Annotated in this window: 11 protein-coding genes; 1 reads left to right on the top strand and 10 read right to left on the bottom strand. The window is 74.4% G+C overall.

All coding sequences use genetic code 11. The features are described 5' to 3' along the window. Positions 1 to 98 precede the first annotated feature (98 nt). Positions 99 to 932, bottom strand: coding sequence for a protein kinase domain-containing protein (locus ACI8AD_RS22210; RefSeq protein ID WP_456872703.1), 834 nt, complete (start codon positions 930 to 932; stop codon positions 99 to 101). A 294-nt stretch (positions 933 to 1226) separates the two neighbouring features. Here ACI8AD_RS22210 and ACI8AD_RS22215 point away from each other — a divergent pair, with 294 nt between their 5' ends. Beyond that, positions 1227 to 3335 (top strand): cation:proton antiporter, encoded by a 2109-nt coding sequence (locus ACI8AD_RS22215; RefSeq protein ID WP_456872704.1) that lies wholly within the window; start codon positions 1227 to 1229, stop codon positions 3333 to 3335. Positions 3336 to 3527: 192 nt separating this feature from the next. Here ACI8AD_RS22215 and ACI8AD_RS22220 read toward each other — a convergent pair whose 3' ends face one another. The 9 genes from ACI8AD_RS22220 to ybeY all read right to left on the bottom strand — a co-directional run bounded on the left by ACI8AD_RS22220 (position 3528) and on the right by ybeY (position 11928). Continuing rightward, positions 3528 to 4946, bottom strand: a complete 1419-nt coding sequence (locus tag ACI8AD_RS22220) for an FHA domain-containing protein (protein WP_456872705.1) — start codon at positions 4944 to 4946, stop codon at positions 3528 to 3530. After that, positions 4946 to 5377, bottom strand: coding sequence for a hypothetical protein (locus ACI8AD_RS22225; RefSeq protein WP_456872706.1), 432 nt, complete (start codon positions 5375 to 5377; stop codon positions 4946 to 4948). Before ACI8AD_RS22225 ends, ACI8AD_RS22220 begins: the two co-directional genes overlap by 1 nt. Before the next feature lie 30 nt (positions 5378 to 5407). Continuing rightward, positions 5408 to 6952 carry a hypothetical protein gene (locus tag ACI8AD_RS22230; RefSeq protein WP_456872707.1) on the bottom strand — a complete coding sequence of 515 codons (1545 nt, stop codon included), beginning with the start codon at positions 6950 to 6952 and terminating at the stop codon, positions 5408 to 5410. Between the two features lie 116 nt (positions 6953 to 7068). Then, on the bottom strand, positions 7069 to 7821 hold the full coding sequence (locus ACI8AD_RS22235; RefSeq protein WP_456872708.1) for an isoprenyl transferase: 753 nt from the start codon (positions 7819 to 7821) through the stop codon (positions 7069 to 7071). A gap of 1 nt (position 7822) precedes the next feature. Further along, positions 7823 to 8611 (bottom strand): DNA repair protein RecO, encoded by a 789-nt coding sequence (recO, locus tag ACI8AD_RS22240; RefSeq protein WP_456872709.1) that lies wholly within the window; start codon positions 8609 to 8611, stop codon positions 7823 to 7825. Next, entirely contained in the window at positions 8612 to 9526 is a 915-nt protein-coding gene (gene era, locus ACI8AD_RS22245; protein ID WP_456872710.1) for a GTPase Era, read from the bottom strand. A 138-nt stretch (positions 9527 to 9664) separates the two neighbouring features. Then, positions 9665 to 9997, bottom strand: a complete 333-nt coding sequence (locus ACI8AD_RS22250; protein WP_456872711.1) for a cytidine deaminase — start codon at positions 9995 to 9997, stop codon at positions 9665 to 9667. Between the two features lie 85 nt (positions 9998 to 10082). Further along, a complete protein-coding gene (locus tag ACI8AD_RS22255) occupies positions 10083 to 11414 on the bottom strand; it encodes a hemolysin family protein (RefSeq protein WP_456872712.1) in 1332 nt (443 codons plus the stop codon). Between the two features lie 10 nt (positions 11415 to 11424). Next, positions 11425 to 11928: an rRNA maturation RNase YbeY gene (gene ybeY, locus ACI8AD_RS22260; RefSeq protein WP_456872713.1), complete on the bottom strand. Its 504-nt coding sequence runs from the start codon at positions 11926 to 11928 to the stop codon at positions 11425 to 11427. Positions 11929 to 11931: the final 3 nt, after the last annotated feature.

Raw genomic sequence — 11931 nt, forward strand, 5'->3', positions numbered from 1 at the left:
TTGTGCATCCGCTGCCCGCCAGCGGGGACCCCACCACGCGGGGCCCCCCCCCCCCGCCGGGCGGGGGGGCGCGGGGCCCTCGTCGTCGGGCGCCGCGCTCAGGCGCGGGTGGCCGCCGCCAGCGCGTCGAGGCGCTCGGCCACCTGCAGCGCGGTCGCCGGCCGCTGGCCGACCGGCGCCAGGCAGGCGGAGACCAGCGCGGCCTCGTCGTCGGTCAGCCCGGCGCTGATCGCCGGCTCGGCGCTCATCACCCGGCGGATCGCCAGCAGCGGCTCGCCGTCGGGCAGCTCGCCGTAGAGGCCGGTGCCGGTGAGCGCGCGGTTGAGCGTGGCGCCCAGGGCGAACACCTCGGTGGCCCGGGAGGGCCGCTCACCGCGCAGCAGCGCCGGGTCCAGGTACTCGACGGACGCGGCGCTGGCCATCCCGGTCAGCGTGACGCCGGGCGCGAGGTAGCGGGCCAGGCCGAGGTCGGAGAGCTTGCCCCCGTCGTCGGTGAGCAGGATGTTGGCCGGCTTGATGTCGCCGTGGGTCAGCCCGGCCTCGTGCAGCGCGTGCGCGGCGTGGGCGGCGTGCGCCACCGCCCGCAGCACCTCGCCGCGGCTGAGCGGGCGGGCCGGGGCGGCCAGCGAGCCGAGCGGGCAGTACTCCATGGCGTACAGGAAGCTGTCCTGGAGCACCGCGTCGTAGACCTTCACCAGGTAGGGCGAGGCCACCTGGGCGAAGGCCCGCAGCTCGCGCACCCCGCGCTCGTAGGCCTGCTCGCTGTGCGTGCCGGTGAACACCTTCACCGCGACGTACTCGTCGGGCAGCCCGAGCCGCGCCGGCGGGCGGGCGAGGTAGAAGCGGCCGTTGTTGCCCTCACCGAGCACGCGGACCACCTGGTAGTCCGCGATGGTGGCAGGCGCCGGGCCCACCAGGCCGACGGCATCCATCCCTGTCCTCCTGACACGCTGCTCTCCCCCCGGGACGACCGGGACGCCGCGACGCGGCAGCGCGACAGTGTGCCCGCCGGACCGCCGTCCGGGAACCCGATCCGCCCCGCCGGATCGGTCCCGCCGGATCGGTCCCGCACCGCCACGTGCCGAAGACCCCCACGTCCCGCGGACCGCCGTTACGCTCCGCGCCCGTCGCCGCCCGGGACCCCTCGGACGGCCCGTGACCGCGCCGCGGTCGCGACAGTCCCCGGGTGACCCGCACCCACCCGTCACACGCCATCCGGAGATCTCGTGGAGCCGCGCCCCGTCGCAGAGATCGTCGCCTACGTCTTCATCGACCTGGCCGTGATCATGGTCCTCGCCCGCCTGATGGGCCGACTCGCCCGCCGGGTCGGTCAGCCGGCGGTGATCGGCGAGATCGTCGCCGGCATCCTGCTCGGGCCCACCCTGCTGGGCGCGCTGCCCGGCGACCTGGACACCCTGCTGTTCCCACCGGACATCCGGCCGTTCCTCAACGTGCTGGCCCAGCTCGGCCTGGTCCTGTTCATGTTCCTCATCGGCCTCGAGGTCGACCTGTCGTTCATCCGCGGGCGCGAGAAGATCGCCGTGTCGGTGTCGCTGGCCTCGATCCTGCTGCCCTTCGCGCTGGGCGTGCTGCTGGCCACCTACCTGCACACCCACCACGACGTCTTCACCGCCGAGGACGGCACCACCTCGGCCATCTCCTACCTCGGCTTCGCCCTCTTCCTCGGTGTGGCGATGTCGATCACCGCGTTCCCGGTGCTCGCCCGCATCCTCGCCGAGCGGCAGATGCACCGGATCCCCACCGGCGTCCTCGCGCTGGCCTGCGCCGCCGTCGACGACGTCCTCGCCTGGTGCCTGCTCGCCGTCGTCGTGGCGATCGTCGCGGCCGGCTCGTTCTCCGGCGTCGTGCTCATCCTGGGCCTGTCGATCGTGTTCGCCCTGGTGATGTTCCTGGTGGTCAAGCCGGTGCTGCGGGTGCTGGTCACCCGCTACGAGCGGCTGGGCCAGCTCACCCCGGAGATGCTCGCCGGCGTGCTGATCGGCATCCTGGCCAGCGCCTGGGTGGCCGAGGAGATCGGCATCCACTTCATCTTCGGCGCCTTCCTCTTCGGCGTGGTCATGCCCCGCAAGGGCGCCGCCCGGCTCAACCACGAGATCATCGACCGGCTCGAGCAGGTCAGCGTGCTGCTCCTGCTGCCGGTCTTCTTCGTCGTCACCGGTCTGCAGGTCGACATCGGCGCCATCGACCTCACCGGCCTCGGCGAGCTGGCGCTGATCCTGCTGGTGGCCATCTCGGGCAAGTTCGTCGGCGCGTACGCGGCGGCCCGCGCGCAGAAGGTGCCGCGCCGGCAGGCCAGCGCGCTGGCCACCCTGATGAACACCCGCGGGCTGACCGAGCTGGTCATCCTCAACATCGGCGTCCAGCAGGGTGTGCTCGACGCCGAGATGTTCACGCTCATGGTGATCATGGCCGTCGTCACCACGGTGATGACCTCGCCGCTGCTCAACGTCATCTACCCGCAGCGGGTCCTCGACCGCGACATCGCCGCGGCCGAGCGGGCCGAGATGGGCCTCACCGAGGCCTACACGGTCGTCGTCGTGGTGGACGACGTCGACCGCGATGCGGGCCTCGTGGACCTCGCCTGCGACCTGGTCGGCCGCGAGCAGCCGGCGCAGGTGGTCCTCACCCGCGTGGTGCGGCGGTCGCGGCCCAAGCCGGAGGTCTCCTCCGGGCTGGGTGCCGACCTCGAGCTCATGGCGACCGTCGCCGGCGAGCTGCGCACGCTGGCCCGCCAGGTGGAGGCGCGGGGGCTCCGGGCGTCGGTGGCCTCCCGCTTCAGCGAGGACCCGTGGGCGGAGGTCGCCGACCTGGCCGGCAGCAGCGGTGCCGACGTGGTGCTGGTCCGCAGCGGCTGGGGTCTCGGCGAGGGCGCCCTGACCGCCGACGGCGACACCCCGTGGCCCGCGTCGCTGAACGGCTCGGTGGTGACCGTCTCCGGCGAGCTCGGCTCCGCGACGCTGCAGCCGCACGGGCCGGTCGCGGTGCTGCAGGACGGCGGCGCCGACGGCCGGGCCGCGCTCCGGCTGGCCGCGCACGCCTCGCTGGGCCGGCAGGTGCCGCTGCAGCTGCGCGCCGGCGACGGCCGCCGCGGGGTCAAGCGCGGCGTGGCCGACTCGTTGCGCCGGGCCGGGGTGCAGGTCGAGCCGGAGAGCCAGGCGCTGCCCGCGCTGCTGGTGGTCCCGGCGGGTGCGGGCGCCGTCCCGGCCGGCGACGACCTGACGCCGATCCTGCTCGTGCACGCCGGCACGGCCGACGCCGACCGGGACATGGACGAGACCCTCGCCGGCATCGCCGCCCGGCCCGGGGCCGCCTGAGCCACCTCGTCCCGGAGCCCGCGTCCCGTTTCGAGGGGACGCGGGCTCCGTCGCGTCCCGGGTGCGGCCGGGGCTCCGCCCCGTGGTCCTGCCGCGGACGGTCGTGCTCTGGTCCGCACCGGGGGCAGAGCACGACCGCCCGCGGGTGACACGACGGCGCCCGTCCCCGCCCGGGGACGGGCGCCGGACGGGTCAGTAGGCGCCGTGCGGGGACTCGAAGGCGAACTGCCGGCCGCCCATGCGGACCGCCATGCCCGGGGTCAGCCGGACCGGCTGGTGGGGCACCAGCGACCCCCATCCCGGGGCCCCGCGGGGGGCGACGAGCGTGCCGTTGGCCGAGCCGGTGTCGACCAGCAGCACGTCCCACCCCTCGAGGCGGATCTCGGCGTGGTGCCGGCTGACGCCACCGGTCGGGTCGACGACGAGCAGGGGTCGCAGGTCCCCGGAGGCCACGCGCGCGTCGGTCTCCGGCTCCCGGCCCAGCAGGTAGTCCGCGTCCAGGCTCACCGTCGCGCCGTCGTCGAAGACGAGCAGGCCCAGCGGCGGGCGCACGCCCTCGACCAGGACGGCGGTCTGCTGGGTCGTGCGGATCCCGCACAGGGCGCAGAAGCTCACGCGGGGGTCGTTGAGGTGACCGTTCTTGCAGACGATCCCCTTGACCCTCGCCCGGTCGTCCTCCGGCTCCGCGGCCCGGGTCGACGTCGGCTCGGCGCCGGGGATCGGCAGGGGCTCGCGGGGCGGCTCGGCGTCGGCCGGCGCGTCGAACAGCCGCGCCGACCGCTTCGGGGCGGGCAGCTCCGGCGCCGGTGGCGGGGGCGCCGCCGGTTCCGGCGGCAGCGCCGGCCCGGCGGCGGAGGCGGACGCCACGCGCTCGCCCACCGGCGGGACCTCCACCAGCGGCGTCCCGACGTGCGGCGCCGGGAGGCGAGTCGCCGCCGTCCCGGACGGCGGCGGGGGCACCGGCGGGGGTGCCGGCGACGGCGAGAGCACCGCGGCGGCGCCGGGGACGACACCGGCCACGAGGTCGGCCAGCGGGTGCGGCGCCGTGGTCACCGGCGAGCCGGCCGAGAGGTGCAGTGCCGCCGGTGGCCAGGCGACGAAGCGGTCGACGACCTCCGTCCCGTTCCCCAGGTCCTCCCCCTGCGCCGCGGTCAGCCGCAGCCCGAGGTCGGGCACCTCGGCGGTCCCGCCGCCGACGAGCACGAGCGCCAGCCCGTCCTCGGTGGCGGCGACGACGGCGAACGAGGGCGGAGCGGCCACCGTGCCGAGCCAGGTGCGCAGCTCCTCGTGCAGTCGCACGCCGGGGGCGCGCGCACCGGCGGCGGAGACCCGGCGGCAGATGGTGACGAGCTCGCCGAGGGGCGCGTCACCGGCCGGCACGGCCACGGGTGGGGCCGGCACCGGCGCCGGCCCCCAGCCCGCGAGCGTCGGGCGGGGAGGGGGCGCGGCGCTCGCGGTGGACTGCGGGGGGACCGCGACGACGAGGAGCACGCCGGGCAGCCGGACGACGAGGTCGGGGCCCTGCGCCACCTGGACGGCGACCTGGTCGAAGGGAGTGACCGTGGCCCCCGCCGTGGCGTCACCGGGAAGCGGAGGCGGGGGACTCGACATCAGACGAGTTTCCCGCCCTGGTTGCGCCAGTGCACGAACGGCACGCGCATCGGGCCGTTGGCGACGAGGAACACCAGCAGCCAGGTGGTCGAGAACAGGAGCACGAACGCCGGGCCCGGCATGCTGTCGACCCAGGTGGCGCCGCCGGCCAGCAGGAACCAGACCAGCAGCCCCTCGGGGATGCCGGTGACGAGCGTGAAGAAGGTCGGCCAGTCCTTCTCCCACCGGAACTGCTGCAGGCCGTGGTAGACGAACTCCCAGAGCACGCCGAGCACGGTGACGACGAGCAGCACCGAGAAGGTGGCCCCGTAGGAGGCGCCCAGCGGCGCCCCGGTGGGCAGCAGCGGGGTGAACACGAGCGTCCACAGGACGCCGACGGTGGCCAGCAGGAAGACCCGGGTCTGGATGCGGCCGTTGAGGGTGGGGATCACGGGTGTCTCTCTCGCAGGTCGGGAGGGCGGTCAGATGGTGGTGTTGCGGACCCACTTCCACCACTGGCTGGTGGACCGCCCCGGGGTGAGCTTCCGGGCGAACCCCTGGGCCGCGAGGTCGTCGGTGATCTCCTGCGCGGCCACCAGCAGGCCGAGGAAGCTGTCCACGCCGGCGAAGTAGCCGCCGAGCGTGGCGCTGCCCGAGGCGTACACCTTGCCTCCGTTGCGGGTGCCGGTGACCTCGAAGTCGGCCTCGACGTCGAGGCGGCCCAGCGGGTTGCGCTGGGCGTTGGAGTGGTCGAGCAGGTCGGCCAGCAGCCGGTGCTCGCGGATGTCGGCCTCCAGCCCGGTGCAGTCGACGACGTGGTCGAACGTGCCGACGTGCCGCCCCTGGTCGGTGTCCACCGAGACCTCGACCAGGTCGCCGACCGGCCGCATGCCGTCGATCTGCCCGATGACGACGCGGTACCAACCCTGCTGCCGGCCGCGGGCCAGCTGCTCCTGCCAGTCCTGGCGCGCCGGGGTGTTGGTGCCGCCCATCTCCTTGTAGATCCGGACGCGGTCCTCGCCCTCGAGCTTGGCCATCCGGGCCCGCAGCTGGCCGCCCCAGGTCGACTTGGGCCAGTTGAAGCCCTGGTAGGCCCAGCCGTCGGCGCCCTTGCGGCGCATGAAGAGGCTGGGCCCGTGCGGCTTGTCCACGTAGGAGCGGAACAGGTGCACGATCTGGGTGTTCAGGCCGCGGCGGTCGCGGTCGTCGATGAGCCGCTGCAGGACGCGGGAGGCGACGATGCCGCCGCCGCGGACCAGCACCGTGCCGGGACGCAGGGCCAGCCGCTCGTAGACGTGCTCGTGCGGCTCGTAGGCGTTGACCACCCGCCGGTAGTCGTTGTGCTCCGATCGGTACCGCTGCAGGTCGGGCAGGAAGCGCAGGCCCGGGTAGCCGACGGCGACGTGCACGAACTGGCTGCGGTAGGCGATCCGCCGGGTCGGCGTGGCGCCCTCCGGCGGGGTGAGGACCGTGAAGTACCCGCCGCCGGCCCGCCGGCGGACCATCCGGACCTGCCCGGGGACGACCATCTCCGGCCACCGGATCCGGTGCATCTCCTTCTCCATCGACTCGAAGACCATCCCGGCCTTCGGCGTGTAGTAGTCGGCGAACACCGGCTCGACGAGGACGTTCCACGCCGCCCGGAGGTTGCCTTGGAGGGCCTCGCGGATGGCGTAGCCGGGGAACCCCCAGATGTTGTCCGGGGTGCCGGAGGAGTCCGAGCGCAGCCGCTCGCCGCGCGGGATCTGGGAGACCGCCGTCAGGTACTCGTAGCTCTCCCAGGGGGTGCGCAGCGGCGTCAGCACGCGGATGGCGTCGGTGGGGACACCGCAGATGCGCAGGTAGTCGACGAGCACGAACGAGCCCACGCCGCCGCCGACGGTGACGAACGGGACGTCGACGACGGGGATGCCCGCCTCGCTCAACATCTGGTCGGTCCAGACGTCGGTGGCGACCAGGTGGTCGGTCAGGTCACCGGGCTGCGCCGGGGTCGGGGCGTGCGGGGGCGCGGCGGTGCTCTCGCTCACGGTGGTGTCGTCCGTCCTCTGTCGGGGGAGCCGCCACTGTCGGGCCGGTCCGCCGGACTGTCAACGGATTCCGCCGCGGCCCCGCGAGCTCGTGGCGGGGCCGTGCGAGGGTGCCGCTAGGCCTTGCCGAAGCGGCGCTGGCGGGAGGCGAACTCCTCGCAGGCGGCCCACAGGTGACGGCGGTCGAAGTCGGGCCAGAGCGTGTCGAGGAAGACGAACTCCGCGTAGGCCGACTGCCAGAGCAGGAAGTTGCTCGTCCGGTTCTCCCCGGAGCTGCGGACGAACAGGTCGACGTCGGGCATGTCGGGCTCGTCGAGGAACCGCGCGACGGTGCGCTCGTCGACCTTGCCCGGGTCCAGGCGGCCGGCGGCGGCCTCGCGGGCGATGGCCGCGGCGGCGTCGGCGATCTCGGCGCGGCCGCCGTAGTTGACGCACATGGTGAGGGTGAGGACGTCGTTGTCCTTCGTGAGCTCCTCGGCGATCTCGAGCTCCTTGATCACGCTGCGCCACAGCCGCGGGCGGCGGCCGGCCCAGCGCACCCGCACGCCGAGCTCGTGCATCTCGTCGCGGCGGCGGCGGATGACGTCGCGGTTGAAGCCCATGAGGAAGCGGACCTCCTCGGGGCTGCGCCGCCAGTTCTCCGTGGAGAAGGCGTAGGCGCTGATCGCCCCGACGCCGAGCTCGATGGCCCCCTCGACGCAGTCGAACAGCGAGGACTCCCCCGCCTCGTGACCCGCCGTCCGGGGCAGTCCGCGCTCCTTGGCCCACCGCCCGTTGCCGTCCATGACGATCGCCACGTGCCGGGGCACCCGGTCGGCCGGGATCGGCGGCGGGGTGGCGCCCGACGGGTGGGGGTCGGGTGCCTTCACCTCACGCCTCACTCAGCAGGCCCGCCTCCCGCCGCGGCGCGACGTCGGAGCGGTCGACCAGCGGCAGGGACCGCAGGCCGCGCTCGAGGTGCCACTGCAGCAGGGCCGCGACCAGGCCGCTGCCCTCCCGGCGCTGCGCGCTCTCGCTGGCCTCGGCCCGCTCCCAGTCGCCGGACAGCAGTGCCTCCAGGTGCTCGATGGTGACCGGGCTGGGCATGGCCGAGCCGGTCGGGCGGCACTCGCGGCACACCGAGCCGCCGGCCGGGACGGAGAAGTGCCGGTGCGGGCCCTCGGTGCCGCACCGCGCGCAGTCGCCCAGCGCCGGTTCCCACCCGGCCACCGACATGGCGCGCAGCAGGAAGGCGTCGAGCACCAGCCCGGCGGGGCGGGTGCGGTCCGACAGCGCCCGCAGCGCCCCGACGACGAGGAGGAACAGCCGCAGCGAGGGCTCCTTCTCCTCCGCCGTCAGCCGGTCGGCGGTCTCGAGCACCGCGGTGCCGGCGGTGTAGGCCGGGTAGTCGCCGGCGATGACCGAGCCGTAGGAGCGGATGGACTCGGCCTGGCTGACGACGTCGAGGTTGCGGCCGGTGTAGAGCTGCAGGTCGACGTGGCTGAACGGCTCGAGCCGGGCCCCGAACTTGCTCTTGGTGCGGCGCACGCCCTTGGCCACCGCCCGCACCTTGCCGTGCCGGCGGGTGAGGACCGTGACGATCCGGTCGGCCTCCCCCAGCTTCTGGGTGCGCAGGACGACCCCCTCGTCGCGGTACAGCGACTTCGGCGTGGTGCTCACTCAGTAACCCAACCGGTTGAGCTTCTTCGGGTCGTCCTGCCACTCGCCGAGGACGGTGACGTGCAGGTCGAGGTGGACGCGCGCGCCGAGCAGCTGCTCGAGGCCGGCGCGGGCCTCGGTGCCGATGGCCTTGATGACCGACCCGCCCCTCCCCAGCAGCATGGGCTTCTGGCTCGCGCGCTCGACGTGCAGCAGCGCGTGCACCTCGACCAGCTCGGCGCCCTCCCGCTTGGGGTCGGGGCGGCGGACCAGCTCCTCGACGGTGACGGCGAGGGAGTGCGGCACCTCCTGGAACACCTTCTCCAGCGCCGCCTCGCGGACGAGCTCGGCGATCTGCCGGTCGGTGTCCTCGTCGGTGGTCTGCTCCTCGGGGTAGAGCGGTGGCCCCTCGGGCAGCAGGCCGACGAGCAGGTCCTCCAGCAGCTCGACCTGGTCGCCGCGCACCGCGCTGACCGGCACGACCTCGGCGGCCTCGACCAGCGCGCTGGCGGCCACCAGCTGCTCGGCGACCTGCTTCTTCGACGCGGCGTCGGTCTTGGTGACGACGACCACCACCGGCGCCTTGACGTCCTGCAGCTGGCGGGCGATGAACCGGTCGCCGGTGCCGACGGGCTGGTCGGCCGGGATGCAGAACACCACGACGTCGACCTCGGAGAGGGTGTCGCGGACGACGTCGTTGAGCCGGCGGCCGAGCAGGCTCTTCGGCTTGTGCAGGCCGGGGGTGTCGACGAGCACGAGCTGCCCGCCGGGCCGGTGGACGACGCCGCGGATGGCGTGCCGGGTGGTCTGCGGCCGGTTGCTGACGATGCCGACCTTCTCGCCGACCATCGCGTTGGTCAGCGTGGTCTTGCCGGCGTTGGGGCGGCCCACCAGGCAGGCGAAGCCGCTGCGGTACGGCTGCTCCGGCGTGCTCACCGGTCCAGTCTCCCACCGCCGGGTGACACCCACGCGGAGGTGGCGGGGATCAGGTGACCTGATCCTGCGGTGTCCTCCCGCACGTCCCACGGTGAGGGAGGACGCTGCACGATCAGGTCACCTGATCATCGCGGGCGCTCACGCGGTGGCGCGGACGGTGCCGTCGGGGCCGGCGAGGAACACCGGGGCCGACGGCGTCAGGTCGTGCACCGCCGCCAGCCCCGCCTGTTCGACGGCGTCGGCGTCGGACACCACCGCGGCGGCCTCCAGACCCTGCACCCCGCTGGAGACGGCGGCGGCGACGGCGGCCTGCAGCGCCGAGAGGGTCAGCGAGGGCAGCACCACCGACGCGGCGACGTAGGTGCGCCCGTCGGTGTCGCGGACCGCGGCGCCCTCGGCGGCGCCGGTGCGGCCGCGCGCGGAGCGGGCGAGGGTGACGAGCTTGGCGTCCTCGGGCTGCAGGTCGGGCACAGGAGGAGTCTCCTACCGGTGGATCCGGCCCTCCCGCAGGGGCCCGGCGCGAGCCTGCGAGCGGTGGGGGGCGGAGGGTCCTTCCTCACGTCTCGACGGTGGCCGGGACCTCCGCCCGGGTGGCCCCGGACTGGTGCTCGGGGTCGGCGTCGGGCAACCGGGTGACCAGGATCGTGTCGATGCGGTTGCGCCGCCCGCCGGTGCTCTCGGCGACCAGGTGCAGGCCGGCGACGTCGGCCGAGGACCCCTCGATCGGCACCAGCCCGAGCTCGCGGGCGAGCAGGCCGCCGACGGTCTCGACGTCGTCGTCGCCGGGCAGCTCGACGTCGAAGAGCTCGGCGAGGTCCTCGACCGGCAGCCGGGCGGTGATCCGCACCGAGCCGTCCTCGAGGTGCTCGACCGGCGGCCGCTGGACGGCGTCGTGCTCGTCGGCGATCTCGCCGACGATCTCCTCGAGGATGTCCTCGATGGTCACCAGCCCCGCGAACCCGCCGTACTCGTCGACGACGATGGCGATGTGGGTGCGGCGGGCCTGCATGTCGCGCAGCAGCTCGTCGACCGGCTTGGACTCCGGCACGAACGCCGGCGGGCGCATGAGCTCCTCGACCCGGGGCCCGCGGGCGTCGCCGAGGTTCTGCGACCGGCGCACGAGGTCCTTGAGGTAGACGACGCCGACGACGTCGTCGACGTTCTCCCCGATCACCGGGATGCGGCTGAACCCGCTGCGCAGCGCCAGCGCCAGCGCCTGCCGGACGCTCTTGGTCCGCTCGATCCAGACGACGTCGGTGCGCGGCACCATCACCTCGCGGGCGATGGTGTCGCCGAGCTCGAACACCGAGTGGATCATGTTGCGCTCGCCGGACTCCACCACGCCGCGCTCCTCGGCGAGGTCGACGAGCTCGCGCAGCTCCACCTCCGTGGAGAACGGGCCGTCGCGGTAGCCGCGGCCGGGGGTGATCGCGTTGCCGATGAGGATGAGCAGCGTCGCGACCGGCCCGAGGACCCGCACCAGCAGCCGCACGACGCCGGCGGTGGCCAGCGCGATCGGGTAGGCGTGCTGGCGGCCGAGCGTGCGCGGCCCGACGCCGACCAGCACGTAGCTGACCACCACCATGACGCCGGCCGCGGCCAGCACCGCCTGCCAGCCCATGCCCAGGACCCGGACGAACAGCACGGCGACGAGCACCGCCGCCACCATCTCGCAGACGATCCGCAGCAGGAGCAGCAGCGCCACGGCGCGGGCGCGCTCGCCGAGCACCTGCTCGAGGCGGGCCGCGCGCCGGACGCCGTCGCGGCGCAGCTCCTCCACGCGGGCGAGCGACACCCGCTGCAGGGCGGCGTCCATGGCGCCGAAGGCGCCCGCCAGCGGCACCAGGCAGATCGCGACCACCAGCAGGGTCACCGCACCGGCGCTCATCGCGGGGCCCTCACCGGGAGGACTGGCCCCGTTCGGCCGGCTCGCCGGTGACCGGCTGCCGCGGGGCGGACCGCCAGCCCTCGAGCAGGCGGTTCTGCAGGCCGAACATCTCCCGCTCCTCCTCGGGCTCCATGTGGTCGTAGCCGAGCAGGTGCAGCACGCCGTGGGTGGCCAGCAGCAGCAGCTCGTCGTCCATCGAGTGCCCGGCGGCACGGGCCTGCCGGACGGCGACCGAGGGGCACAGCACGACGTCGCCGAGCAGCGCCGGCCCGGGCTCGGGGTCGTCGGGACGGGCGGTGTCGAGCTCGTCCATGGGGAAGGCCAGGACGTCGGTCGGGCCCTTCTCCCCCATCCAGCGCTCGTGCAGCACCGACATGTAGTCCGGGTCGACGCACAGCACCGACAGCTCGGCCATCGGGTTGACGCCCATCTCGGCGAGCACGTACCGGCAGATCCCGGTCAGCTCGGCCTCGTCGACGGCGATCTCGGACTCGTTGGCGACCTCGACGGGCACGGC

This window comes from Geodermatophilus sp. SYSU D00766, from assembly GCF_054049915.1.

What these genes read in the sequence shown, in the direction of transcription:
- ACI8AD_RS22220 (WP_456872705.1), bottom strand. Translation starts at nt 4,946, where the DNA reads ATGTCGAGTCCCCCGCCTCCGCTTCCCGGTGACGCCACGGCGGGGGCC.
- ACI8AD_RS22210 (WP_456872703.1), bottom strand. Translation starts at nt 932, where the DNA reads ATGGATGCCGTCGGCCTGGTGGGCCCGGCGCCTGCCACCATCGCGGAC.
- ACI8AD_RS22255 (WP_456872712.1), bottom strand. Translation starts at nt 11,414, where the DNA reads ATGAGCGCCGGTGCGGTGACCCTGCTGGTGGTCGCGATCTGCCTGGTG.